This is a genomic window from Pontibacillus chungwhensis, assembly GCF_030166655.1.
GTDB lineage: Bacteria > Bacillota > Bacilli > Bacillales > BH030062 > Pontibacillus.
This window is the reverse complement of record NZ_CP126446.1, coordinates 184,154-208,710: the sequence shown is the minus strand read 5'-3', so window position 1 is coordinate 208,710 and position 24,557 is coordinate 184,154. Positions and strand designations below refer to the sequence as shown.

General features: G+C 42.4%; 25 protein-coding genes. 6 read left to right on the top strand and 19 right to left on the bottom strand.

Annotated elements, in window-relative coordinates:
• Positions 1–2: 2 nt before the first annotated feature.
• The 7 genes from QNI29_RS01190 to QNI29_RS01160 form a co-directional block, all read right to left on the bottom strand.
• On the bottom strand, positions 3–1,313 hold the full coding sequence (locus QNI29_RS01190; RefSeq protein WP_231419598.1) for a DUF2254 domain-containing protein: 1,311 nt from the start codon (positions 1,311–1,313) through the stop codon (positions 3–5).
• Positions 1,314–1,401: 88 nt separating this feature from the next.
• Entirely contained in the window at positions 1,402–2,211 is an 810-nt protein-coding gene (locus QNI29_RS01185) for a ZIP family metal transporter (protein ID WP_370635537.1), read from the bottom strand.
• A gap of 177 nt (positions 2,212–2,388) precedes the next feature.
• Entirely contained in the window at positions 2,389–4,473 is a 2,085-nt protein-coding gene (locus tag QNI29_RS01180) for a TolB-like translocation protein (protein ID WP_231419596.1), read from the bottom strand.
• Positions 4,466–4,969: an RNA polymerase sigma factor gene (locus QNI29_RS01175; protein WP_231419595.1), complete on the bottom strand. Its 504-nt coding sequence runs from the start codon at positions 4,967–4,969 to the stop codon at positions 4,466–4,468. Before QNI29_RS01175 ends, QNI29_RS01180 begins: the two co-directional genes overlap by 8 nt.
• 149 nt (positions 4,970–5,118) lie before the next feature.
• Complete coding sequence (locus QNI29_RS01170) at positions 5,119–6,102, bottom strand: NAD-dependent epimerase/dehydratase family protein (protein WP_231419594.1); 984 nt, start codon at positions 6,100–6,102, stop codon at positions 5,119–5,121.
• Between the two features lie 155 nt (positions 6,103–6,257).
• A complete protein-coding gene (locus QNI29_RS01165) occupies positions 6,258–6,548 on the bottom strand; it encodes a YkvA family protein (RefSeq protein ID WP_231419593.1) in 291 nt (96 codons plus the stop codon).
• A gap of 101 nt (positions 6,549–6,649) precedes the next feature.
• Positions 6,650–6,844 carry a hypothetical protein gene (locus tag QNI29_RS01160; RefSeq protein WP_231419592.1) on the bottom strand — a complete coding sequence of 65 codons (195 nt, stop codon included), beginning with the start codon at positions 6,842–6,844 and terminating at the stop codon, positions 6,650–6,652.
• Between the two features lie 26 nt (positions 6,845–6,870).
• Here QNI29_RS01160 and QNI29_RS01155 point away from each other — a divergent pair, with 26 nt between their 5' ends.
• The gene (locus QNI29_RS01155) at positions 6,871–7,005 is read left to right on the top strand and encodes a hypothetical protein (protein WP_284526717.1); all 135 of its coding nucleotides are present in this window, start codon (positions 6,871–6,873) and stop codon (positions 7,003–7,005) included.
• On the opposite strand, the gene QNI29_RS01150 is transcribed toward QNI29_RS01155, so the two are convergent.
• A complete protein-coding gene (locus tag QNI29_RS01150) occupies positions 7,002–7,454 on the bottom strand; it encodes a GNAT family N-acetyltransferase (RefSeq protein WP_231419591.1) in 453 nt (150 codons plus the stop codon). The genes QNI29_RS01155 and QNI29_RS01150 overlap by 4 nt on opposite strands.
• Before the next feature lie 132 nt (positions 7,455–7,586).
• Here QNI29_RS01150 and QNI29_RS01145 point away from each other — a divergent pair, with 132 nt between their 5' ends.
• Positions 7,587–9,020, top strand: coding sequence for a DUF2254 domain-containing protein (locus QNI29_RS01145; RefSeq protein WP_231419590.1), 1,434 nt, complete (start codon positions 7,587–7,589; stop codon positions 9,018–9,020).
• A gap of 124 nt (positions 9,021–9,144) precedes the next feature.
• Here QNI29_RS01145 and QNI29_RS01140 read toward each other — a convergent pair whose 3' ends face one another.
• Positions 9,145–10,152 (bottom strand): cation diffusion facilitator family transporter, encoded by a 1,008-nt coding sequence (locus tag QNI29_RS01140; RefSeq protein WP_231419589.1) that lies wholly within the window; start codon positions 10,150–10,152, stop codon positions 9,145–9,147.
• Between the two features lie 153 nt (positions 10,153–10,305).
• Positions 10,306–10,689 carry a DoxX family protein gene (locus QNI29_RS01135; protein ID WP_354665919.1) on the bottom strand — a complete coding sequence of 128 codons (384 nt, stop codon included), beginning with the start codon at positions 10,687–10,689 and terminating at the stop codon, positions 10,306–10,308.
• 156 nt (positions 10,690–10,845) lie between these two features.
• Here QNI29_RS01135 and QNI29_RS01130 point away from each other — a divergent pair, with 156 nt between their 5' ends.
• Positions 10,846–11,328, top strand: a complete 483-nt coding sequence (locus QNI29_RS01130) for a hypothetical protein (RefSeq protein ID WP_231419588.1) — start codon at positions 10,846–10,848, stop codon at positions 11,326–11,328.
• A gap of 25 nt (positions 11,329–11,353) precedes the next feature.
• Here the strand turns inward: QNI29_RS01130 and QNI29_RS01125 are convergent, their stop codons facing one another.
• Positions 11,354–11,908, bottom strand: a complete 555-nt coding sequence (locus QNI29_RS01125; RefSeq protein WP_231419587.1) for an LOG family protein — start codon at positions 11,906–11,908, stop codon at positions 11,354–11,356.
• Between the two features lie 122 nt (positions 11,909–12,030).
• Between QNI29_RS01125 and QNI29_RS01120 the strand changes: the two genes are divergently transcribed.
• The 3 genes from QNI29_RS01120 (at position 12,031) to QNI29_RS01110 (ending at position 14,873) form a co-directional block, all read left to right on the top strand.
• A complete protein-coding gene (locus tag QNI29_RS01120; protein WP_231419586.1) occupies positions 12,031–12,666 on the top strand; it encodes a uracil-DNA glycosylase in 636 nt (211 codons plus the stop codon).
• A gap of 484 nt (positions 12,667–13,150) precedes the next feature.
• Positions 13,151–13,669, top strand: coding sequence for a sunset domain-containing protein (locus QNI29_RS01115; RefSeq protein WP_231419585.1), 519 nt, complete (start codon positions 13,151–13,153; stop codon positions 13,667–13,669).
• Between the two features lie 196 nt (positions 13,670–13,865).
• The gene (locus tag QNI29_RS01110) at positions 13,866–14,873 is read left to right on the top strand and encodes a S8 family peptidase (RefSeq protein WP_231419584.1); all 1,008 of its coding nucleotides are present in this window, start codon (positions 13,866–13,868) and stop codon (positions 14,871–14,873) included.
• Positions 14,874–14,910: 37 nt separating this feature from the next.
• Here the strand turns inward: QNI29_RS01110 and QNI29_RS01105 are convergent, their stop codons facing one another.
• The 8 genes from QNI29_RS01105 to QNI29_RS01070 form a co-directional block, all read right to left on the bottom strand.
• Positions 14,911–16,209 (bottom strand): globin-coupled sensor protein, encoded by a 1,299-nt coding sequence (locus QNI29_RS01105; RefSeq protein WP_231419583.1) that lies wholly within the window; start codon positions 16,207–16,209, stop codon positions 14,911–14,913.
• 158 nt (positions 16,210–16,367) lie between these two features.
• Positions 16,368–17,159, bottom strand: coding sequence for a DeoR/GlpR family DNA-binding transcription regulator (locus QNI29_RS01100; RefSeq protein ID WP_231419582.1), 792 nt, complete (start codon positions 17,157–17,159; stop codon positions 16,368–16,370).
• A gap of 135 nt (positions 17,160–17,294) precedes the next feature.
• Positions 17,295–18,419: a 2-aminoethylphosphonate--pyruvate transaminase gene (phnW, locus tag QNI29_RS01095; protein WP_231419581.1), complete on the bottom strand. Its 1,125-nt coding sequence runs from the start codon at positions 18,417–18,419 to the stop codon at positions 17,295–17,297.
• A gap of 15 nt (positions 18,420–18,434) precedes the next feature.
• The gene (gene pbfA, locus QNI29_RS01090; RefSeq protein ID WP_231419580.1) at positions 18,435–19,784 is read right to left on the bottom strand and encodes a (R)-1-hydroxy-2-aminoethylphosphonate ammonia-lyase; all 1,350 of its coding nucleotides are present in this window, start codon (positions 19,782–19,784) and stop codon (positions 18,435–18,437) included.
• On the bottom strand, positions 19,777–20,586 hold the full coding sequence (gene phnX / locus QNI29_RS01085; protein ID WP_231419579.1) for a phosphonoacetaldehyde hydrolase: 810 nt from the start codon (positions 20,584–20,586) through the stop codon (positions 19,777–19,779). Before phnX ends, pbfA begins: the two co-directional genes overlap by 8 nt.
• 13 nt (positions 20,587–20,599) lie before the next feature.
• Positions 20,600–22,375 (bottom strand): putative 2-aminoethylphosphonate ABC transporter permease subunit, encoded by a 1,776-nt coding sequence (locus QNI29_RS01080; RefSeq protein ID WP_231419578.1) that lies wholly within the window; start codon positions 22,373–22,375, stop codon positions 20,600–20,602.
• A gap of 10 nt (positions 22,376–22,385) precedes the next feature.
• On the bottom strand, positions 22,386–23,411 hold the full coding sequence (locus QNI29_RS01075) for an ATP-binding cassette domain-containing protein (RefSeq protein WP_231419577.1): 1,026 nt from the start codon (positions 23,409–23,411) through the stop codon (positions 22,386–22,388).
• Between the two features lie 55 nt (positions 23,412–23,466).
• A complete protein-coding gene (locus tag QNI29_RS01070) occupies positions 23,467–24,498 on the bottom strand; it encodes a putative 2-aminoethylphosphonate ABC transporter substrate-binding protein (RefSeq protein WP_231419576.1) in 1,032 nt (343 codons plus the stop codon).
• Positions 24,499–24,557: the final 59 nt, after the last annotated feature.

Here is a 24,557-nt window from a genome sequence, read left to right as displayed (position 1 = left end):
CTTTAAATCACAGGTTCTTTTTGACAAAGCTCGGCCAATTCTGAAGCGATGTCCCTTATTACGTTAAGGTCTATTTCATGATACCCTTCATCTTTGATTCCATCAATTATATAAACAGAAAATTTCCAAATATCCTCTCTGATCTCCCCATCGTTTACAAGTGCTGTTTTATAAAGCGCTTCTAAAACCCCGTTCATCACGGAGACATCATGCTTTCCGTACAAACGTATTTGATAAAAGCTCTTATAAAGATATTCACGATAAGGCTTTGGCATGAGAATAATCCGTAACTTTTCATCCTCATCTGTATAATATTTAAACGGTTTATACTTGTGGCCTAACTCAGACAGTAAGGATCCAATCCGGTTGATACAATTAATCGCTGTATGTGGATCATTGATCCCTGGTGAGATCGCCCGGAGTGCAATCTCGACTAACTTCTGTATGGAAAATTCTATGTCCTGAAGGCTCGTTCGTTCTTTTCCCACAATCATATTATTCAAACCAGCCGTCTCATTTATGTCCGCTTCCTCTTGCTCTGCCGTATAAGAAAATATCGGTGTTCCTTTCTCCACATAATCTCCTACTTGTGCATGCATCCAGACGGTGGCCTTATGCTGCTTTGCCCACTGGATGAACGCTTTAAATTCGATATGTTGAAGGTAACCCGAGCGCTGTACGTGTACAACATGATCCAAACCAGATTGAACCTGGTCGAGCTCTTGTTGGTCCCAGTCCTGAAAGACATCATACTGTTTCTCTGAGAACGTCTTACCAATTACATCGTACGTTTCATGCTGAATTTTACCGATTAAATTATTGACCTGAACCCAGCGGGTGGAGTGATGAATAAACACCACAAAGAATCCAAGTGTCGTAATCGCCACTACAACCGTAAGGAAGGGGCTGGCCAGGAGACGTTCCTTATCTTTTGTGAGGAGAAGTAAATTGCAGAGTGTGTAAATAAAACCAAATACATACACTCCCAATACGTGCTGAGTCGTCCGATCACTCATGAAATCTTGGAGAGTCCTTGGAGAGAACTGCTGCGAGTACGTCGTTAATACCACCATAATGGATGAGAAACTAATCGTCGTCATCGTTAAGATCGATGTGATAAGAGCTGTATATAAAGACATTGCTACGCTTCGATTGGTCAAGAATATAGAAGGAATAACCTTTGCAAAATCCTCTATGAAAAACAAGTCAGCTACTGTTGTTATTCCCACTGCTAAAATGGATAAAATGCTGTATACAGTCGGAAGGAACCAATAGCTATTTCGTATACGTAACCACCATGCTGTCTTTCTCATATGTAACTTCCTTTCTCTTAGCAGATTGTACAGTGCATGAATCTAAAAAAGTCCCCCTGTACTTTCATTCGAACAGGGGGACATGAATTTATCCTAACGCAACGTCTAACGTCATCATAACAGCAAAGCCGATCAATAAACTAATGGATGCGAGTTCTGTGTTCCCTTTTTCCTGGGAAGCTGGAATGATCTCTTTGGCTACCACAAAGATCATAGCACCAGCTGCAAAACTCAACGCATAAGGAAGCAATGGTTCGATATAGATCACCGCTGTTGCCCCGATTACAGCCGCAATGGGTTCAACCATACCGGAAAACTGACCATAGAAGAAGCTCTTCTTCCGAGACATGCCTTCACGTCTCAGTGGCATTGAAACAGCAAGTCCTTCCGGGAAGTTCTGGATCCCGATACCAATCCCAAGAGCCATGGCTCCAGCCAAAGCAGACTCTGTGAAAGATGAAGCAAGTGCACCAAAGGCTACACCCACAGCTAACCCTTCGGGGATATTGTGAAGCGTAATAGAAAAAACTAATAAGGTCGTTCGGCGTTTAGAATCATTTGTTCCTATATCGTGCAAGTATTGGTTATTGTTAAGCATTGGCAACAATTTATCCACTAAAAGCAAAAAGAATCCACCTAATAAAAAGCCCACAACTGCTGGTACCCATTGCGGGACAGCTTGCTCAGATGCCATCTCAATGGCTGGAGCAAGTAACGACCAGTAACTGGCCGCAATCATCACACCTCCGGCGAATGCCAGCATGCTATCCATGAATTTCTGATTCGTACCCTTTGAGAAGAAGACAAGAGACGCGCCAGCTGCTGTCATCCCCCACGTAAATAAAGTTGCGATCAAAGCTTGCATTACAGGTGTCATCGATTGAAATCCCTCATATATTGCTTCGAATGATGTCATCATGTGTCTGTTTCACCTCTTTTTATTACTATTTCCCGTCGATTTTTGCGCATACGCAAATTTTATTGTCGAATTCATTTTATATGGTTACAAGAAAGATCGTCAATGTTAAAGGGTTACGCCTTACAAATTAAAAAAGCAGCCCCTGGTGGGCTGCTTTTAGTTCTTAGGAATGAGTTCTTTCCCGTTATAAGAATAACGAACCTTTTGACCATCTTCTGCTTCAGCATGAATGATCTCTTCCCCATTTACTTCCTGGATCGTGATGGACGAGGTGCCGATAGCTCTATTTAGCGAGACATATGAAGTAATTGAATCGCTAAATTGATACAGGAGTCGATCGTCTTCTGAGAAACCAAGAATTTCTCGAGTCCCATCCCCATCTAAATCCATCCTAGTAAAGTTCGGAATACGTGCTTCAAATGACAATGAACGATCGTTAGGATGGTACTGAAGAACAGCGGTGCTAGACTCTTGCCCTCCACCTTCATAGTCGTAACCATGAATAGCAATCCCTTCGTATGAACCATCCAGAACGACCCGTTCCGCTTTAAATTCGTCTTGTATCCTTGCTATTTTTCCGATTCGATACCAGTAACCTTCTCGCTTCACATAGGCCATGACTGGAGAATTTGGATCATCCTTTAGTTGTTCATAAAAATGAACCGTAGCACTGATCTCCCCTCCGATGTCATCTCTTCTGACTTCCTCCCACATGGAATAAGGCTCTTCATTCGGAAGCGACTGGTTAATGGAAATCTCTCTGAAGGCACGTATTGGGATCTCCTCCTGAACGAGCTTTCGCTTCCACGAGTTCTCTTCGTTTACTAAAAGGATTGGCGCTTCTGACTCGCCTTGTGTTCGAAGTACGTTCATTTGGTCTGGAGACGGCCAAGAATCAACCTTCAATTCTGATAGGCCTCCTCCATTTTGCGGAATGCTATAGATACGTTCCGGTTCTTTCGATCCATCTAGTGTATAAATCATAATGCTGTTTTCATAAGGCCCTTTAACACCTTCTGATACAGCTACTCTATCCCCGTCCGGTCCCCATACAGGCATAGAAACGGATTGCCTTGCTTTTGAAGTCTTTTGATTTCCAAGATCTACACTTAGCCAGGTGAACGGGAGGCGTGAATTTAATTGCTCTCCTCTTTTTAGAACCACAAGCGCTTTTTGATCAGCCATCCATCGTATCTCTGCGACCTGATCAGCCAACAGATCCGCTCCATCATGGAGAATAACAGGGCTTTCCTCTCCCACGTTCCATTGTTTTAGAGCAAGACGATTTTCAAGCACTTCCATAATCAAAACCTTTTCCCCATTCGGCGACCATTCGTAATCTTTTATATCCCCCTGGTTCTGCTTTAAGGTTTCTTCAATGTAAGCTTTTGAATAAGGTTCATGATTTTCTTCTTCAACAGATTTTTCCCATGTGCCATCTATTCGGTTAAACACCACTTGAGACTGATGACCATTTTGAGTGTTGATCTCGAGCAGTTTTAATTCTTCCTCCTTATACGCTGTTACATGGTACGAAACGTCTTTTGATTGAAGCATCCGCTTCGTTTCTCCTTCTTTGAAATGATGGATCATCACAGCGTTCTCACTCATTTGCTTCTCATTCTGGATAATATGAGCAGTGGCAATACTGGCCCCATTTTCTTTCCAAACGGGTATTTGCGTTGCTTGCGGGATGAAGAACGGTGATTGCTCTTTCGTCTCTTTGTTATAGTAACGGACTGCATAAGATTCTTGATTGTCATAGACCACTTGGACATACTGGCTATCCGGGGACCACTCAAATGACTGCATGCCTGCAGCGGAGGTTAAGGCTGTTGTAGTGGAAGGACGTTCTACAGTACGCATGGATAAGACAGGCTCTTCCAGGTTGTTTCGAAATACAACCGTATGACCGTCAGGCGACCACGCATACCCTTCTACACGTGAGCTTTCTAGTTCTTTCTGAATGTCTTCCTTCGCCTTTTCTTCCTCCGGAGTTAAGTCTGTGCCTTGTTGGCTAGAAAAGTCCCCAAGTGAGAGAACCGTAATGAGAAATAAGGCAAGAGCGGCAATGCCCGCGATCCCAACTGTCCACTTTTTCCTTCTTGGTTCTTTGTCAGGTTCTTTTTCATTCCCTAATTCATTTCGGATAGCTTGCTTCATCTGTTCCTTTTTTTGATTTGAAAGAGTTTGATTGTGAGGAAATTCGCTCATTTGTTTGTGTAGGTCTTCGTCACGCATGGTTCCTCAACTCCTTTTTCAAAGCTTTCATGGCGCGGTGATAGGTGACTCTCACCTTGTTTGGACTCCATTCTAAGACAGAGGCCGTTTCCTGAACGGTAAAGTCTTTTACGCATCGAAGGAGCAGTAAATCGCGATAACTGCGCTTCAACGTTCTAATAGCACGATAAATTTCTTGTTTTGTTTCTTCGAGCTGATAGACCTCTTCTGGCGTCTTACTTGATGATAGCTGGTCCTCCTGAAGGGGCATGTGGTTCTTCCCATTCATTCGTTTGTTCTTCCGTGCCCAATCAATCGCTACACGGCGGGCGATTTGATACAACCATGTCTTCGGTTTCGCTTCGCCTTTGTAGCTGTTATATCCTCGAATCGCTTTAATGAACGTCTCCTGAATCAGGTCTTCTACGTCAGAAGAGCCTGTATAATAAATAAGAAAATTATAGAGATCATCACTGTAGGCATCGAACCATTCTTCAATGACAACACGCTCTTCCATTCTTTACATCCCCCCACTTCCTTTGTATCGCTTTACTCTTTAGACGTATAGATTTGGATTGCATTACACTTTTATGGAAATTTATTGAGGATTTATGTATGGACATAAAAAATTCATACCCCCTCTTTGAAGGGAGTATGAATGTTATCTTATTTACAGCGCCTTACGATGGTTGCTTCTTTATCAGGTTCAATTCCGACACGCATATCCGTATCCTCTTTTGATTCAAACCATTTTCTTGTGTCTTCAATCGTGTTTTCTAGCGCACGGAAGGTAAGACCTTTTTCTCTCGCTTTCTTATTAGAGGCAAGGATAAAACCGTGCGGGTGATCTTCTGAGACTGGAATCCAAAGAGGTAGATCTGAAGATGGCTTAGCATCATTATCTAACAAGCACTGATCACTAATCCAACGATCTTCTGCATTCGGATTTTGTTTAATAAGGGCATCCACAAATTTCTTCATGGTTAGCTCTTCGTCATATCCAACAGCATTGTAGGTCCCTGTCTCTTCTTGTTCTGCCATTTGGATGATCCACTTTGATAGGTCTCTCGCATCAATCCACTGAATGGGACGGTCTTGTTTACCCGGCACAAGCACTTCGCCGCCACGTCCGAAACGCATAACCCAATACGTAAATCGATCTGTAGGATCATGAGGACCTACAATAATACCTGGTCTGATATTCAGAACTCTTCCTGGCATCACCTCTTCAAGTTGTTTCTCAGCCAATGCTTTCAAAGGACCATACGTATTGGCGTTTACTTCTTCTGTTGTCTCGTCTTCAAGTTGTCCAACAGGATAGCTCTCATCCACATATTTCTCGTGGAAATCACGATAAGCTGATATAGAAGAAATGAAGATATAGCGTTTTACAGAATCCTTTAACAGGTCCGCTGCTGCTGTTGCCTGACTCGGTGTATAACCAGAAGCATCAATGACAACATCCCATTCTCTTCCCTTTAACGCCTCTAAGTCACTAGAACGGTCTCCCTTTAACTTCTCAACGTTTGGGAATAAATCCTGGTTCGTACGGCCTCGATTAAAGAGGGTAACCTCATGGCCTTTCTCTAATGCTGCTTCTGTTAAATGACGACCCACAAACACCGTGCCGCCTAAGATTAAAATGCGCATACAAGCGCCTCCTTTAGATCATTTCAGAATATGTAAAAGGTTTTCCTTTTCCTTATACATTCGAAACGCAAGGGGAGAATTCCTCTTTGCTTGAATGTGCTCCGTTGATTTCATAGAAAAAAGACCTCTGGAGATCATGATGCTCCGAAAGGTCTTTATGTCTTCGCCTTGCCATCCAAGTCATATTTATCTTGTAAAGAAGGAGGAGCCATTTTCACAATCTGTTGTAACACAAATGTGAAGATCGTGACATCGTCCAGAATACCAAAAAAGGCAAGGAAATCCGGAATAATGTCAAAAGGAATCACGATGTATAAGAGTAAAAAACCTACAGAAAGAACTTTCTTCTGACTCGCAACTTCTTTCGTTGTAAAGAACTCCCATAGGAAAGGAACGGACTTACGTATATTAAGAAGAAAACGTATCCTTCTCCAAAGCTTTCGCACGTCATCACCTTCATTTCATGTAAATAGTTGCTCCATTACTCCATTACCCGTTATAGGAGCCATTGTATCTACATTTCAAAGGAAAATGCATGCTAATGGGTTTAGCATGCATTCATAAGAAAATGATTCACATATAACGTTGCGCCTGAAAGAAAACGATAACTCGTTTCTTCATCATTGAAATTTGCATAAGCTATGAAGATAAAAATGGCTGTCAAAATAATCAAAGCCATTATGAGAAAGATAACTTTCCAAAGCAAATTAATACTCTTCTCGTTACTCTTTTTCACTGCCATATTCATCGCCCCTTCCACCCCTTAGAATGCACCGAAACGATAAAAATACTCATCCATCAACACCCCTTCACCGCGTTATTGCATTACAAGAGCGATGGGTGTCTGACACGCTTTATTACGGTGGCGCATTACAAGAACAGTGGGTGTCTGGCACGCTTTAGTTCTGTGCAGTGGTTAAGAGCATGTCTACGTGGGGGATGCCGTCTTCTAGGTAGACATCGCTTATGTTGGAGAATCCTAATGATGTATAGAAGGTGTTGAGATAGTGTTGAGCTTGGATTTTAATGGCTTTCTCCCCCCATAGTTGAAGGATCGTATGTAAGGCTTTTTCTAATAAGACCTTAGCATGCCCTTCTCCTCTGCGTTCTTCTTTCACAAATATTCGACCGATTGATGCTTCCTCATATTTCACCCCTGATGGGAAAAGGCGACAATAGGCGACGATCTCTCCCTGGTCTTCAAGCCACAAGTGTTCGGCCTGATCATCATCGCCATCTACTTCCGGGTAAGGACAGTTCTGCTCCACCACAAACACTTGAACCCGTTCTTTAAAAATAATGTGCAATTCCCTTTTGCTTAACTCTTCATAAGATTTTAATATCCACTCCATACGAAGACTCCCCTTTTTATTTATTACACTAATTATAAGGAATCATGAGGATTGAAAAAAGTAGTATTGAAATAGTTTTACAGAAGCATCGCTTGGGGAAAGAAGGTAGTTAGAAGGAGGATCGATCGACTCATGAAAATCATCCCACCAGGAATACGAAAATATTTAGAAATGTCAGAGAGACTACGAAAACACGAACTAAAACTAACGCTATGGTTCACACCAGCTATCTACATTTTTGGTTCATTCTTATTTGCAGCCATCGTCTTATTAGTCGATTTAAACGTACAATTAGGAGATTGGGTGCCGAAATTCCTACAATCAAAAGCATCTGTCTCGAGGATGCTGATTACAACCTTAATTGGAGGAATTCTAACGCTAAGTGCCTACACTTTAAACTCCCTCCTCGTCGTGCTCACAACGTTTAGTGGGCAGTTTTCCCCCAGGATGTTGTTGAACTTCGTCTCTGATAAACGAACCCAACATGTTTTGGGGATTTTTAACGGTGCATTTGTGTATGTACTAACCCTATTTATTTTTATTACCAATTACGAAGATCAGACATTTGTGGCCATTCCACTTATCACGACGCTTGTCGCATTATTTGCAGCTGTTACTTTTATTTATTTTATCAACCACTCAACAACTTGGATGCAGGTGCATAACATTTCTTACAACATGCAATCCATCAGTAAACAAATCTTAGATCAATCGATCAACAAAGAAATGTCCCCTTATCGCAGCACGGACACTCTTTTTCACGAACAAGAAGCCAAGAAGAAGCCTGAGCAACCTGAGAAGATCTATACAAAGCAATCTGGCTATATTCAGCTCATTAATTTTGACCAAATTATTGATCAGGCTCAAAAGGATCATGTGGTTGTGCAATTAGAAGCAAGCGTAGGGACCTTCCTGTTAGAAGGAAATCCTATTCTGTCCTATTGGAGCACGGATGATCGTGTCCCCGACATCGACCACAATACATACTTAGGCATGTTGGAGGTCGGACAGAAGCAAACAGAAATTCAAGATGTGGAGCATGGCCTTAATAAACTCTCAGAAATTGCCATAAAAGCTCTTGGCAACAATGATCCAAAGACCGTGAGCAATATCATTCATCAGCTAGGGGAATTACTCCTTAAGATCTCCAGAATGATGAATATTCCCCCTTACCTCGTGGACAATGAAAAACAATTGCGTTTAATCATACCTGGTGAGAGCTTCGAATTCTATTTATATAAAGGGTATGGATATATCCGTCACTATGCTGAGGGGAACATTCAAATTATCACAGAGATTCTACGCGTAATGAATCTGTTAGCGAAGTCGGTGGATACGAGCCACCACCAGACCTTATGGGAATTTGGATGCAATACCGTCTACGGGTTTCAATCCTTGCACATCTATGAACTAGATCAGCACTACTTACTAGAAGCCTTAAAGGAACTAAGTGAGACCACAGGCCACAAAGAAGAGTACGAAGACATCCGAGAACAAATCATTGAATCCGAACACCCAACAGCCGATCCATATAAATCCCAACAAAACGCTGCCCAAAATTCATAAAGGGCAGCATTTTTTACCCCAGCACTTTAGTGCACTACTACAAAGAAGCGTGCCAGACACCCTTCTTCGCTCTAAAGCAGTGCAGGGTGTCTGGCACGCGTTTTCTCTTTAAAGTGGTGAAGTTTTATTCTTCTTCTGGATGAGACCAGGAGCTGTTTCGTTCGTTTTTCTTTGGGTCCCAGTCTTCTTCTTCGTTGGTTTCGATAATGCCTAATGACACATCTGAGATATCATCACTCTTTAACAAGCGATCCCATACCTTGAATTTAATATCATCCGCTTCGGCTAAGGATAGTCCTTTTTCTAATTCGAGCATGGCTTCAACATGATACGTGCGACCTTCCTTTACAATACGCATTCTTCTGATATCAACGACTTGTGGATGTTCCAATATGGACTTTGCCACGTCTCGCTCAACATCACGGGGAGCTGCTACTCCAATCAGACCTATCATGTTCTCATAGCCTACACGAAACGCTACGGCAAACATCAATAACCCGATAAGAAGGGTGACAATTCCATCTAAGATTGCAAAGTTTGTAAACGTGGTGATCGTCACGGCGATTAGAGCTAGCACGGCTCCTGTTACTGCTACAACGTCTTCAAAAAACACCAGGCGAGTAGGCGGAGAAGCTTGAGGGAGGTTTTGAATGGCTTGTGCCGGGATCTTTAAACCCGTTGCCTCTTCCTTCGCTTCTTTATTAATTTCCTTCATCGCTTTAACTAAAATTCCCCCGTCGATTGCAATATTCAATAGAAGAATGCCCACATTAAGCCAAAATCCTCCTGATTCTTTAGGATGTTGAATCAAATGCCAGCCTTCCTTAACGGACTCATAGCCCAAAATCGTAACGATAATAACAGCAATCATGACAAATATATTAATGACCCTTCCAAAACCTGTCGGGAAACGGGACGTTGGCTCTTTTTCTGCAAGGACGCTTCCTGCAAATACAAATCCCTGGTTCACCGAATCCGCAAAGGAATGAAGCGTTGACGCAAGCATTGCCCCGCTTCCACTAAAGACTGCCCCTACTGCTTTAGCAATGGCGATAATTAAGTTACCAACTGCAGCGTATGCCGAGGATTTGTTTCCTTTTTTTATTAATTCAATCCACGATTGGGATGCCATACCTTATACCTCCTGCCTTCCAAATGCTTTTGCTATTGTTAGTATCCCGAAATCTGTACATTTCATGAATGGAACAAACAATAGCCAAACCATAGACCCGGAGGATATAGAAAAGCCAGTCTCCTTCTTGAGAGACTAGCTTAACAGTGAGCGTTACTTTTGAACTTTAGAAACAGCAAGTACCCACCAGATTAACAGCGGCTGGAACAACAGACGAACCCATAAAAGGGTAGTATTAGCTTCTTCAGAGCCTGGTGCGGGTATCCCTGCAATAGCGGCATAAATGTTTGCCGGGAAAATAAGAACAAGATATACAGCAGTCCAAATCCCAGCTTGTCGCCTTGTGGAAGGGATCAACAACAAAATGGCAAGGATCCACTCAATAACCCCTGTCACATAGACAATCAGGTTTCGAAACGGAATGACATCCGGGATCATAGCGGCAAACCCTTCAACTTGTGTGAAGTGAATGACACCTGCCACGATGAAAAATAAACTAAATAAAACGAGTCCAATTCCTTTTACGATTGATTTCACAACGAGAAACTCCTTTCCTCCCCTACTATGTTACTTGATTGATCTCCCTGTCTTCAAAACCTAACACTTCATTTATTTTGTAAAGTACACTTGACTAAGGTTCTAATGTAAAGTAAACTTTACTTAATAATTAGAAAATACTGGAGGTTATGTGGAATGGAAATAGGTGCACTCATTTGGATGTATATTGGTGTCTTAGGAGGATTATCTGGATGGTATTTCGGACGGAAGAAAGCCCGAAAGAACCGGGGGCTTGATGAAATGTATGAGCAAATATGGCAAACTGCCCGCTCGTTTTCCTGGTACGCCACTCTATTCGCCATCTATATTGTGTTAACCCTTTCCATGATGGGGATGGAATTATCGGTAGCACCTGTCGTTTCTATTCTTTTAGCCACTCACCTTGGTAGTTGGGGGATTGTCGGAGCAATCCAATCCATTCGGATGTCTTCTGAAGAAGAGCCAGATCATCTACTGAAGTTTGTCGGGGGCCTTGCATTAGGAGTTGGCAGTACCATTCTATTTGTTACACTCACCATTGCAACAGGCGATTACCGCTACCTCGTCATTATGCCCCTCCCCCTCCTGATTGGAATCATCATCTCCATCCAAGCCAAAAAAAGTGCCAGACCCCTTTAGTACAATAAAGGGTGTCTGGCACCGTTTAGCTCTGTGAAGCAATAAAGGTTTTGAATTTTGTTAAGAGCGTCTCTGAATCCTCTTCGATGATGACCATATCACGGTTCTCTTTTCTTAAGAATTTCTCATTAACCATGTGGTCGAACAAAGAAATTAATGGGGTGTAATACTGATTTGTATTTAAAATACCAAAAGGCTTCTGATGAATGCCGATCTGGGCCCATGTGTACACCTCAAAAAACTCTTCGAGTGTTCCTGCTCCACCTGGCAATGTAATAAACGCATCAGATAACTCCGCCATTTTGGCCTTCCGCTCATGCATGGATTCCACCACATGTAATTCCGTAAGACTGGCGTGAGCAATTTCCCGCTCCACGAGTTTCCGAGGGATGACCCCGATCGCTTCTCCCCCTTCAGAAAGAACTGTATCTGCCACAGCTCCCATAAGCCCTACGCTTGAACCTCCGTAAACGAGGGTAATACCTTCTTTGGCAAGGATTTTCCCTAACCTAACTGCATCTTCTTTATATGTCTCAGACGCACCAACACTAGATCCACAAAACACAGCAATCCTTTTCATCCAATCACCTCAATTGTTTCTAAGTATGAAATTACTAAAAGTATAGAGGATTTTTCAAATGAATAAAAGCAGGGAAATGTAAAGATTAAAGATACGATATGATTTTACGGGAGGCGATCAAGATGTTTCCAGACCATTTGAAAAAACTAGGGGAAAAGAGAATTCAACCTTACCAAACAGAGGGATTTGTGCCCGGTAAAGGACCTAAGCATGCTGAGATTATGGTGATTGGAGAAGCCCCAGGAAGAAATGAAGTAGAACAAGGGGTTCCCTTTATCGGACAAGCGGGCGAGAAGCTAACTGAATTCTTTGAATCGATTGGCGTAGATCGCGAAGAGCTTTATATAACAAGTGTTGTCCGTAGTCGCCCTTATAAAGTGGTTGAAACAACAGACCGAAAAGGTAACCCTACTACCAAAACACCGAATCGAACGCCAAATCAAAAAGAAATACTTGCCCATGCCCCGCTCCTTGATTATCAGATTGATGAAATGAACCCCAAGATCTTAATTACACTTGGGAACATTGCATTAAGGCGCTTAATCGGAAAAGATTATAAGATTTCTGACGTTCATGGCACTGTCTTAAACCAACCTATTTACAAATGGACCGGAGAAGAAAACGAGTCTTATGAGCTCACAGAAGAATCCTATACGATCTTCCCGATGTACCACCCAGCAGCGGTCCTCTACAACGGCTCCTTGAGAGACACCATCTATCAAGACTTCGAAAACCTCAAACAATGGCTAAACCGCTAATTCCCTTTAACGGAGTGAAGGGTGTCTGACACCCTTCACTCCGTTAAAGCAAAACGTTAAATGGAAAAAAGAGTTGACTTTAGCACTTTTAAGCGTTTAAGATATAAAGCAGATCATCATATAGTTGGACGACACTCCGAATGGATCTATTCGTCCTTGCTAGCATAGAAGCTGGCATATTTTTATAACCTTATACTTTAACACTTAAAAGCGTTCAAGCGTTTAAGTGTTGATATTTGAAAAGGAGCATGGGCAGGAATATCTCTTTCCAGACCACTCATATTCCAGACAACCTCCCCCACTCTAACACTGCAAAAGATCACAGCGTGCCAGACACCAAGTACCACTGCACAGCGGGAAAGTGATAAAGGGTGTCTGACACCCTTTATTACGGTGATTAAGTGAAGATTTGAGGGGCATGGCGGGTTGTGGGTTGGACGATGGGGAGTGTAGGGGCTACAATAGGTGTAAGGAGGAGAGGAAGATGAAAAGATTCGGTGTTTTACTCGCTTACTTAGCCGTAATCGCAAGTGGAATCATGTGGGCTTTGCTTATCGTGAATCCGTCTCATCGCAATAAGCGGCTTCGTTCCGCACCTCGCACTGTTCAAGCCCCTACGATCCAGAAAAAGCCAAGCCACAGAGAATCAGATGAGACCGAGTTAGTTGAGTTTGCAGAGGCAGAAGAGTTTAAAAGTTCAGAAGAGAAAGACGAGTTTAAGAGTCTAGCAGAGACAGTTGAGTCAGGAAAGGCAGAACTTAAAGAGAGTGAGCTATTCACAGAGACGAGAGAACGCATTAGAGAAGAGCTGAGATCTGAAGTTGAGACGAGCGAGATTGATCGCTCCCTTAACCCGCAACCCATAAAAGGTAATCAAAATGCTAAAGGAGAAAAAATCTATCATATGCCTGGCGGTCAATATTATAACCGTGTAAAGGCTATTGAAATGTTTAACACCCCTTCAGAAGCAGAAGCAGCAGGATACCGAAAATCACGACGTTAAAGGTTTGCTAACCATAGGTAGCAAACCTTTTTCTTTTGGCTGAACAATACTGCCATTATTCTACAAAAAATCCCCTTCCCATAGTCCCATCTCCCCTAGGTCAAAATGGTTATTTTTACAAAAGTTAGAATATTCTAATTTATTTTCTTTTCTCTTTCGTGTACGATTCAAGTAATCACATTGAGGAGGGATTACCATGGAGAACATGTATCTGATTCCTTACAAAACAGAAGATGTATTTGAGAGCACATCAATGATCCCAGAAGGTGTGCGCATGATAGAAGCACCCGCTATATGGGAACAAACCTCAAAAGGAAAAGGCAGCGTTGTAGCCGTTATTGATACGGGATGCCAGCTAGACCATCCTAACCTAAAAGGCCAAATCATCGACGGACGTAACTTTACGACAGATTACGATAGTGACGAGACCAATTACGCTGACAACAACGGTCACGGTACGCATGTCGCAGGGACAATCGCTGCATCTGAAACAACAAAAGGCGTCGTAGGTGTTGCTCCAGCAAGCCAGCTGCTTGTTCTTAAAGTATTAACAGGCGATGGCCGTGGCAACTATGATTGGATCATTGACGCTATAAACTATGCACGAGAATGGGAAGGTCCAGATGGTGAGAAAGTGCGAGTGATGTCCATGTCTCTAGGCGGCCCTAAAGATGTTCCAGAACTTCACGAGGCGATCAAATCAGCTGTCGATTCCGGAATATCCGTCGTTTGTGCCGCCGGAAACGAAGGGGACGGACGTGAGAACACCAATGAATATGCCTATCCTGGCGCCTACAACGAAGTGATTCAAGTCGGGGCTGCTGACTTTAATCGAAACATCGCTGACTTCACGAATACCAATGATGAGATTGACCTTGTAGCACCAGGTGTCAATATTCTCTCTACCTACACAGATGGAAGGTACGCAAGGCTATCAGGTACTTCTATGGCCACTCCACACGTATCTGGTGCATTGGCATTACTCATTCACCTCGCTGAAAAGCAATTAAATAGAAAACTCTCAGAAGCAGAGGTTTATGCCCAACTGATTAAACGTACGGCTCCAATAGGAAGTACCCAGCAAGGGCAAGGAAATGGCTTCCTCACTCTAGGTTTAGTTCATAAACTCGAGAGTCTTCTCAATCTCTACACCATTGACTGGAATGATTTAGTCAAGCGAAACACAGAAAAAGTAGAAGTATAAAAAGACTTGTCTCCTCCAATGGAGACAAGTCTTTCTCTTACATTTGTTCGGTCATTTGAGTTAAACGATCGGCTGAGGAGGCTACAGTTGCAGACGCTTCATCCATCTCTTTAATATTCTCAAGTAATTGTCTAATCTCTTGATCAATCCGCTCATTTTGCTGAACTGTCTCTCGCATATCCGTTAAAATCGTACCAAACGAGTCCGTTGTCTCCTTCATGCTGTCCTTCCCTAGTTCTACAAACGAACGTATATTATCAATCGATTCTGTTACGTGGGCACTCTGCTGATTCACATCCTTAATCAAATCAGCAACCGTCGACGTAGAGTCTTTCGTCTGTTCAGAAAGTTTTCGAATCTCTTCAGCTACCACCGCAAACCCTTTTCCATACTCCCCTGCACGTGCAGATTCAATAGAAGCATTTAAAGCAAGCAGATTCGTTTGCTCAGCGATCCCACTCACAATATCAATCACTTCCGTAATGCGTTTCGAAACATCCCTTAACCCTTGTGCATTCTTTGTGATTCTTTCCATGCCTTGTTCCATGTTTTCCATATTCTCATTTTGATACTCCACTTGCCTTTTTCCGGTTTCTGAGGCGTGTTCAGATTTCTTAGCTAATTCAATACCCTGGTTCGCCATTTCTTTCACATTATAAGATTGAGATGTAAGCTCGGTGATCGAGGAACTAGTTTCCTGAGAAGTACCGGCTAACTCATGGGCTACATCACGAACTTTGCGGTGCAGTTCTTCCGCCTGCTCTTGTTGTTCATGACGAAGCCTTTTATGTTCCTGTTCGTAAGCCTCAATGACGAGCTGTTGTTCGAAGTTCAGCATCTTTGTCAGTGATTGAATCGATTCGCAGAAATGGTCAGGATCTTTCACCTCAGTTTTCAGGATATCAAACGAAGAATTTAACAGGCTTTGAAACGCCCCTACATACCACTTCGTTTCCAACCCTACACGCACGTGAGCAAACGCAATGCGATACCGCTTCTCGAGGAAATTCTTATCTACTTGGCCATTAAACAGCTCTTCTATATGCTGTTTCAACGTCGATTTCAAACGTTCAAGCGTACTATGATGATCAATAATTTCTAATAAATTCGGTTGCTTGGTAATATTGGCATAAAACTCTTCTGTAATTTCATCAATATGATTACAAACGATCGGCTCTAGCCATCTCATCACTTGTAGATCTCTCTCATTTAGTCCGATCACATCAAGCTGTCTTCTGATCTCCTCAGGAACTTCAAGACAAACATCAAATCCTTCTACGTTCATCTCTTCATGTTGGCGCTTCTCTCTTTTGGTCAATAAACTAAGTAGTGGCATTAAAATTGTTCTCCCCCTGCGTAACGTAAAAGCTACTTTTTATATACATGTCTACCTTATATTTCGTCAGTTCCTTGGAGATTGTTAAGGGGAAACCTTCCGAAAGAAAGGTTCCATTCTTTCACTTTTAAATTTTAATATTAAAAAAGCCAGATACTCTATTCTCTGGCCTGAGGGGAAATCCAATTTGTTTCATAATGTTCTAAATCACCATTCCAATGAGCTGGAGCTGACTGATTACAAATGACAGCAAAAACGTCTTCAAGGTTCGCCATTTTCGCATAAGTTCGTTGACCTATCTTAGAGTGATCAGCCAAAATAAACGTTTCATCCGCATGCTCGATAAGTTTTCTCGTAAACATAGCCTTATTCGGATCATAGCTTGTTATCCCATAGCGTATATCAACACCGTCGGTCGCAATAAACGCCTTGTCTACATAGAAATCATCCATGATCTTCTCCGCAATTGGGCCAGATACACGTAAATGATCTGCATCTACTTCTCCGCCTATGAAGATCACTCTTGCATCGATGAGTTGCTTCTTCTTATAATCAATAAGCATATTTAAAGCAGGTACCGAACTTGTCATAATGGTGAGATTGTTCTTGTGCGTAAGGAAAGGAATTAATTGAAGCGGCGTACTCCCTTCATCAATTACAATCACATCATGATCCTGAACTTGCTCTGCTGCAAGTCTACCAATCAGCTGTTTCTCTGATGTTCGAATTGAAGTTCGCTCATAGTGCGGGAGTTCAGTTTCTAACTGCACACGAATCGCTCCCCCGTACACTTTCTTCAGTTTATGTTCATTCTCAAGGTCATCCAGGTGCCGTCGAATCGTTTCCGTTGAGACATCTAGCATCTCGGCTAATTCATTCACACGCACTTTTCCTTTATCATTTAACAACTGAACAATCTTTCTCTTTCTCTCTTCTGCTACCAATGACACTTTCAGTTCCTCCTCTAAACGTTCTACTTTCTCTATTGTAACGCTTCAATCCAACTTAAACATATTATGACCTGAAACAATTTCTTCGTGAACTCTTAACTCTCTAAAAATTCTCTTAGGTGAAAAGGCTTCTTTTTAACCTATTGGCTCTAGCCAATACATACTCTTTTCAATCGCTTCTAAAAGGCGCTCAATATCTTCTTCGTTGATGGCTCCAATATTGCCAATCCGGAACGTTGACTGATTTGTAACTTTACCAGGGTAGATCACAAATCCTTGTTCTTTTAATTTCATATAAAAATCTTGGAAACGAAACGAATCATGGACCGGCTCAAGGAATGATGTAATGATCGGTGATTGATTGACATCCGGTAGCAAGGTCTCAAATCCTAACGTCCTCATGCCCCTTACAAGTCTTCTTTGATTGGTGCGATAGCGCTCACCCCTCGCTGTTATCCCACCTTCTTCCTTCAGTTCCTCAAGGGCTTGCTTGAAGGCATGGACCGTATGTGTTGGAGATGTAAAACGCCACTTTCCCTGTTCATCCTCCATTGTGACCCACTGATCATATAGATCGAGCGACAAGGATCGGGCCTGATTCGCACATTTATTAAGCTCATATCGAGCAGCAATAATAAACCCAAAACCCGGGACACCTTGTATGCATTTATTCGCACTGCTGATTAAGAAATCAATCCCTATGTTCTTCATTGAAATCTCTATCCCGCCAAAGCTGCTCATCGCATCCACGATATAAATCTTGTTATACTGCTTTACAAGTCTCCCGATTGCTTCGATTGGATTGACCATCCCTGTTGTCGTTTCACAATGCACGACCGCTACATGTGTAATGCTCTGATCTTCTCTCAGCTCACGTTCAATCCCTACTAAATCCGGAGCACTAGATTCCTCTCCACACACGACTGTAACCGGTATATTAAGACGCTCAGCAATCGTTGCTATCCGGTTTCCATATGCACCATTGGCAATAACGAGCAGTTTTCCTTCTGACGGAATAGCAGTGCCAAGCACAGATTCCACACTAAATGTCCCGCTTCCTTGCATTAACACAGTCGTATAGTCCTCTGACGATACCCTTCCAATTGTTAATAAATCAGAACGAATGGATTGCACAAGGGATTTATACTCATCATCCCATGTACACCAATCTCTTAACATTGCCTCTCTTACACCTGAAGAAGTAGATAGAGGGCCTGGAGTTAATAAGAGGTAAGGATTTTGATCGTTATAAAAATTCATCGTTTACGTCTCCTTTCAATTCTCACTTTCCATCAGAGCCTGTTCCAAGATAGTAAGCGCTTCTGTGAGCTGTTCTTCCGTAATGGTTAACGGTGGACAAAGTTGAAGCACATTTCCCTTAGATACTTTAAAACTTAGTCCGTTCTGTAAACACGTGTGCATGATTTTGTCCGCTTCTTCTCTCGCTTTTTCTTTTGTATTACGGTCCTTCACAAGTTCAATACCAAACAAGAGTCCGATGCCTCGCACATCCCCAATAATAGGATAAGATTCCTTCATGGTTTCGAGTCTAGCTCTGAGCGTACCTTCCAACTGTCTCGATCGCTCCAGTAGCCCTTCCTCTTCAATCACTTCGATTGTGGTTAGCGCGGCTACTGCGCCTACAGGAGACTTCTCATGCGTGTAATGCCCAAGTGAAGTTTCTTCCACTTGATCGAGCGCTTGATCAGCTAGAAGAGCGGCCATAGGGAAAGCACCCCCTCCAAGTCCTTTACCAAGCACAACCATATCTGGCTCTATATCATAGTGCTCAAAAGCAAACATCTCTCCTGTTCTCCCTAAACCAATAGCTGTTTCATCAAAAATTAATTTTATATTGTGCTCTGTACAAATCCCCCTGAGCTTTTTCATAAATGCTTTTGAAGGCATTTGCACATCCGTATTCCGGATTGGTTCCATTACAAAAGCTCCAATTTCTCCGTCTTGCTTTACAATATACTCAATGTAGTTCGCTAATTGTCGATCATCAAGGCTCGCCCCCTCCCATAATGGTCTGTATGTTTGAATTGGGGGAACATGAATAGCTCCAGGAAGGAGTGGACCTATTTGGCGACGAAAGTGAGCCTCACCTCCAACAGACAACGCGTCCATAGAGGCACCGTGAAAAGACTCCCACATCGAGATTGTTTTATATTTACCTGTCGTGAATCTAGCTAGCTTTAACGCCATACCAATTGCAGACGTCGCCCCTGGGGCAAATAAACATTTTGATAAAGAACCAGGTGCCAATTCAGCTAACTTCTTACCCAACTGTATAGCAGGTTTATTTGTATAGCGTCTTGTGGAGAAACTTAACGTGTCGAGTTGTTCTTTCATCGCTTCAATTACTCGCGGATGGCCGAATCCTACTTGATGAACAGCGTTCCCATGAAAATCGTATACAACTTTTCCATCAATCATGGTTAAGAAAGGACCTTTCGCCTCTTCTACGACGTCAAGGCAAGGGGTAGACAGGGATTGGTGGAAAAAAGTCTCTTGATCGTCGATCAACCATTCTTTAGTCTCACGGCTTTGGTTTTCAAAATGGTTTCTTCGTAATGGAGAGTGATTGCTATCCCCCTCCCCATACAAATAAGACTTATACATGAGCTACTTCAGACTCTTGTGCTTGGTTTATTTCATCGATCAAACCAGGCAATTCACTCATATCCTCAATGACGTAATGCGCACCTGCTTCGGTTAAAACGCGCTTGGCCTTTTCTATTCGGGCATTCAGCTCTGTGTTTTCCATGGCATCAACCTGGTCTTTCGTTAACCCGAGTGTACTGCTCCCTTTTACAACTCCTACAGTCAACATACCTGCATTCAATCCTTCTGCCATATCACTTGTGGTGTCGCCAACTTTCATCATTTGTTGCATAGGATAGACACCAAGATTCATCGCATTTGCATAACACATCCACGGCAAAGGTCTGCCTGAGGAAACTTCTGTTGAAGCTACAATCGAATCAGGGGCATAGCCTTTCTTCTTTGCTTCTCGCGCTACGACTTCGACCATCTCTTTTGTATAGCCAGTAGTCGAACCGATTTTTATTCCTTTATTTCGAATATCTTCTACGGCCTCCAACACGTGAGGGATAGGTTCAGCATAGTTTTCTAAAACGCGAAACATCATTGGCTCAAAGTCTTCATATAATGCCCTAACGTCCACTTCTGAAGGCTCTTCACCGTGTAGCCCTTCCCACTCCTTTGTTACCCGGTCCATCTGACAGATCGCTCGTATATGGTCAATCTTCAATAACCCCATGGGCTCCCTTGCCTCTTCTAAAGTGATGTGAACCCCGCGCTTTCGAAATACTTCAATAAAGACATTTACAGGAGCAAAACACCCATAATCTACTGTTGTACCAGCCCAGTCAAAAATGACTCCTTTAATTCGGTTATTCATAGTAACCATCCTTTCATCGTTTCCACGCATGTGTTTTTTTAAAGAGAAACCGAGATGCAACTTCATATAGTGTGCGGACGAGTATATTTGTAACAATAATTAAGAGCGCCATCGCAGCAGCAGGAGCAATATCTCCTGCATCATCCATATTCACCATCGCTATAGACGCGAGTTTCCACTCCGGTGAATAAAGAAATACAACAGCCGATATAGTTGTCATTGAATTTACAAACAGATACATCGCCATTTCTAGAATAGCTGGTAAAGAAAGGGGCATCGTCACCCTTACGAATGTTTTATAAAAAGGAACATCCATGGCTTCTGAAACAGATTCATACGCCTTGTCTTGCTGCTTCAAAGAAGTGGTAGCCGTTAGGAATGAAACGGAATAGAAGTGTACAAGATTCGCCAACACTAATATAAACACAGACCCATAGAGCCAATTGAATGGATTCATAAATTCGATCGTCGTAAACGGAACCTGAAACATTTGCTGATTAAAGAAGAAGATAAATGCAAGTCCGATGACAAGCCCAGGAAGAGCGATCGGTAAAATAGAAAGAAAGTAAGAAATCTTCCTAATAACTTTCATATACCGGGATTTCTCTACCAGATAAGCACCCAGGAAAATGAGGAAAGTTCCAATAACAGCTGTTAAGCCAGAGACTAGCAGACTATTCCAATAGGGTTTGAGTCCATCACCCGCTACATTCCCAAACCCAAAATGTCTGAAGGTAAGAGAGAAATCATATGGCCACACTTTAACAAACGCTGCTGCCACAATCGCTCCAAACAATAAAAGGAACATACCAGAAACGGTTGAACAGTAAAGTGTATATAAATGGTCTCGTCTTTTATTAGGCGGAGTCTTATACGGGACAGCTCTGGAGCTAACACCCGCTTCTTTCTTTCGTTGTATAATCTGATCCACCACAAAAGCTATGACAGCCGGAATCGTCAAAATGATTCCAACCGTTGCTCCCATGGAGAAGTTCTGTTGTCCGATCACCTGTTTATAAACATCTGTAGCTAGTACGTTGTATTGTCCTCCAACTACTTTCGGAGCTCCAAAATCTGTAAAGCTAAGGGTGAAACAAACGAATATCGCGCTCACCAAACCATATTTTATATTTGGTAGTGTGACCGTAAACACTTTCCTCAGTTTACTAGCTCCAAGAGTGTCAGCCGCTTCATATAAACGCTGGTCGGCAGTGGATAGAGCCACCTTTAGAATTAAAAAGGCTTGTGGAAACGTAAAGATCACTTCAGATAAAACAATTCCTTTCAGCCCATAGATATCAAAATCCCATTCTCCAATCCCGAACCAGTCCTCTAGCGTGCCGAAGAATCCTGTTGTAATTACACCATTGTTCCCAAACAAATAAATCAGGGAAATACCATACATCATTGTTGGAGCAAATAACGGGAGCAGTGCCATATAAGTAAAGAATGTCTTTCCTTTCATGCGGGTACGTTCAATAGCGTATGCGTATAAGAGAGCAGCACCCACTGAAATGACAGTTGTAATAACGGCTACTGTTACAGTATGATAGGCTGATTGAAACAGGCTCGGAGATGAGAAATAAGTAAAAAAGTTCTCAAAGCCTATATATTCACCGCCCCGATTCTGAAGAGCGCGCTCCATGAGCTCAATGACTGGCAACACCATGAAGGTGCATAGCCCTACCACCATGCATACAATTAGCAAGCGTTGCCATTGCCCCGATGCACTTGTCTGTTGAGGAACGGTTTCCCGGTATCCTAATATTGTTTTCAATGCTGTAATCATAGAGATTCTCCTAACTTATTGATGAAACCAATGGTTTAGAGCGAACAGGGTAATCTTTGAAATGCATCATGCCGCTTTCCTGAAACTTCATATAAATGGTTTGTCCAAGTTCGTATTGTTCTTTCTTATATTCTTCAGCTGATACATCAGCAAATAGATACCTAGCTTGTTTATTTACCTTATTTTTAAGCATCATTCTGTAAAAACCACCACGGAACTCCATGTTTTCGATCGATACCGGAATAGAGTTTTCCCATAAATCTTTCTTTAGCTCAACATGTTCAGGTCTAATCGCGCGTAAAGAATAAGCATCTTCTAGAAAGTTAACTGTTCCAATAAAATCAGAAACAAATGGAGTTAGTGGATACTCATACACTTCCTGAGGAGACCCAGCCTGAACAAGCTCCGCATTATTCATAACCACCATTTTATCTGCCATGGACAACGCTTCTTCCTGATCATGCGTAACCATAATCGTTGTGATCCCAAGTTGCTTCTGAAGCCTCTTCATTTCATTCCGTAACTCTACACGAACTTTTGCATCAAGAGCAGATAATGGTTCATCCAAAAGCAAGAAGTCAGGAGAAAGGGCAAGGGCACGAGCTAATGCAACTCTTTGCTGCTGTCCACCCGATAGCTGCGCTGGATAGCGATCGGCAATATGCTCAAGGTTTACTTGTCTTAGCGTTTCGTAAACTTTGTCTCGGATTGAACGCTTTCTCATCTTTCTAGTCTTTAATCCATACGCAATGTTTTGGAATGCCGTTAAGTTTGGAAATAACGCATACGACTGAAACACAATTCCGAAATTTCGTTTAGCTGGCGGCAAGTGCGTAATATCTTTTTCATTCATCATCACAGACCCTTTGTTCGGTTGGTCAAGGCCTGCGATGATTCGAAGTAATGTCGTCTTACCACATCCGCTTGGACCTAAAAGACAGACAAACTCTCCTTTATTTACAGAGAAAGAAACGTCTTCTAAAGCTGTAAATTCCCCAAAATTCTTATACACTCCATTAACTTTTAAATGCTCCATTACATGCCCACTCCTCTTAAGAAATAATTGAATAGAAGAGGAAGAGCTCCCCTACTTATTCTTCAGGGGCACTCTTTCCGTCATATTTCTTTGTCCATTGATCAAGAATCATTTCACGATTCTCTGCAGCCCAGTTAAAGTCGTTCTCGATCAGCTGTTCCGTAGGATCTTGAGGAAAGCCTTCTGGCACTGGCTTATCTGTTGGTACCGTTGTAATCGCAAAGTTCTCACTGTATTCTTTCATCGCTTCATCAGAGATCGCCCAATCTAAGAATTTCTTTGCTGCAGGCTTTGTATCTTCTTTCTTCACTAGAGCATTTGCTTCTAGATCCCAACCTGAACCTTCTTCTGGGAAGATCGTTTTAATGGGCTCGCCTTTTTCAGCTTGTGTAATTCCTCTGTAACCAAAGGAGATACCGATGGGATATTCTCCTTGACCTGCTAATTTAGCTGGCTTCGAACCAGAGTGCGTATACATTCCTATATTCTTATGAAGGTTATCCATGTAGTTCCACGCTTCTTCTTCGCCCATCGTTTGCATAAGAGCAGAAACCGTAAGGAACCCTGTACCAGATGAAGCTGGATTAGGCATGACAATTAAATCTTTGTACTGAGGATCTAGTAAGTCTTCGTAAGAACGTGGAATATCTAACCCCATCTCTGCTATTTCAACTGTATTTACTGAAATCCCAGTCATCCAAGCATCAATTCCTACCCAGTGTGGTGTTTCACCATCACCCTTGTATGCGTCCCCTACACGTTCAATTCCTTCTGGCGCATATCCTTCAAGCATGCCTTCTTGATCCGCTACCAGAAGACTTGTAGCTGCAAGACCCCATACAGCGTCAGCTTTAGGATTGTCCTTTTCTGCAAGAAGTTTTGCCGTAATGACACCAGTTGAATCGCGAACTATATTTACTTTAATATCAGGATATTTCTCTTTAAAAGACTCTAAGTACGTAGGAATCATGTCATCTTCAAGCGCGGTATACACCGTAATCTCTTCCTTTGTTTCAGCTGTTCCACTTGAGCAAGCCGCTACAAAAAGCATAGATAAAGCCACAACAATCAACATCATTTTCTTCATGTGTTTGTTCCTCCTTAGATGATTTACGAGCAATACTTTCTGGCCTCCGGACAAGCCAT

What these genes read in the sequence shown, in the direction of transcription:
- QNI29_RS01150 (WP_231419591.1), bottom strand. Translation starts at nt 7,454, where the DNA reads ATGGAGTGGATATTAAAATCTTATGAAGAGTTAAGCAAAAGGGAATTG.
- QNI29_RS01110 (WP_231419584.1), top strand. Translation starts at nt 13,866, where the DNA reads ATGGAGAACATGTATCTGATTCCTTACAAAACAGAAGATGTATTTGAG.
- QNI29_RS01070 (WP_231419576.1), bottom strand. Translation starts at nt 24,498, where the DNA reads ATGAAGAAAATGATGTTGATTGTTGTGGCTTTATCTATGCTTTTTGTA.
- QNI29_RS01075 (WP_231419577.1), bottom strand. Translation starts at nt 23,411, where the DNA reads ATGGAGCATTTAAAAGTTAATGGAGTGTATAAGAATTTTGGGGAATTT.
- QNI29_RS01115 (WP_231419585.1), top strand. Translation starts at nt 13,151, where the DNA reads ATGAAAAGATTCGGTGTTTTACTCGCTTACTTAGCCGTAATCGCAAGT.
- QNI29_RS01120 (WP_231419586.1), top strand. Translation starts at nt 12,031, where the DNA reads ATGTTTCCAGACCATTTGAAAAAACTAGGGGAAAAGAGAATTCAACCT.
- QNI29_RS01105 (WP_231419583.1), bottom strand. Translation starts at nt 16,209, where the DNA reads ATGCCACTACTTAGTTTATTGACCAAAAGAGAGAAGCGCCAACATGAA.
- QNI29_RS01155 (WP_284526717.1), top strand. Translation starts at nt 6,871, where the DNA reads ATGCACCGAAACGATAAAAATACTCATCCATCAACACCCCTTCACCGC.
- QNI29_RS01125 (WP_231419587.1), bottom strand. Translation starts at nt 11,908, where the DNA reads ATGAAAAGGATTGCTGTGTTTTGTGGATCTAGTGTTGGTGCGTCTGAG.
- QNI29_RS01130 (WP_231419588.1), top strand. Translation starts at nt 10,846, where the DNA reads ATGGAAATAGGTGCACTCATTTGGATGTATATTGGTGTCTTAGGAGGA.
- phnX (WP_231419579.1), bottom strand. Translation starts at nt 20,586, where the DNA reads ATGAATAACCGAATTAAAGGAGTCATTTTTGACTGGGCTGGTACAACA.
- QNI29_RS01180 (WP_231419596.1), bottom strand. Translation starts at nt 4,473, where the DNA reads ATGCGTGACGAAGACCTACACAAACAAATGAGCGAATTTCCTCACAAT.
- QNI29_RS01080 (WP_231419578.1), bottom strand. Translation starts at nt 22,375, where the DNA reads ATGATTACAGCATTGAAAACAATATTAGGATACCGGGAAACCGTTCCT.
- QNI29_RS01190 (WP_231419598.1), bottom strand. Translation starts at nt 1,313, where the DNA reads ATGAGAAAGACAGCATGGTGGTTACGTATACGAAATAGCTATTGGTTC.
- QNI29_RS01170 (WP_231419594.1), bottom strand. Translation starts at nt 6,102, where the DNA reads ATGCGCATTTTAATCTTAGGCGGCACGGTGTTTGTGGGTCGTCATTTA.
- pbfA (WP_231419580.1), bottom strand. Translation starts at nt 19,784, where the DNA reads ATGTATAAGTCTTATTTGTATGGGGAGGGGGATAGCAATCACTCTCCA.
- QNI29_RS01145 (WP_231419590.1), top strand. Translation starts at nt 7,587, where the DNA reads ATGAAAATCATCCCACCAGGAATACGAAAATATTTAGAAATGTCAGAG.
- QNI29_RS01175 (WP_231419595.1), bottom strand. Translation starts at nt 4,969, where the DNA reads ATGGAAGAGCGTGTTGTCATTGAAGAATGGTTCGATGCCTACAGTGAT.
- QNI29_RS01140 (WP_231419589.1), bottom strand. Translation starts at nt 10,152, where the DNA reads ATGGCATCCCAATCGTGGATTGAATTAATAAAAAAAGGAAACAAATCC.
- phnW (WP_231419581.1), bottom strand. Translation starts at nt 18,419, where the DNA reads ATGAATTTTTATAACGATCAAAATCCTTACCTCTTATTAACTCCAGGC.
- QNI29_RS01160 (WP_231419592.1), bottom strand. Translation starts at nt 6,844, where the DNA reads ATGGCAGTGAAAAAGAGTAACGAGAAGAGTATTAATTTGCTTTGGAAA.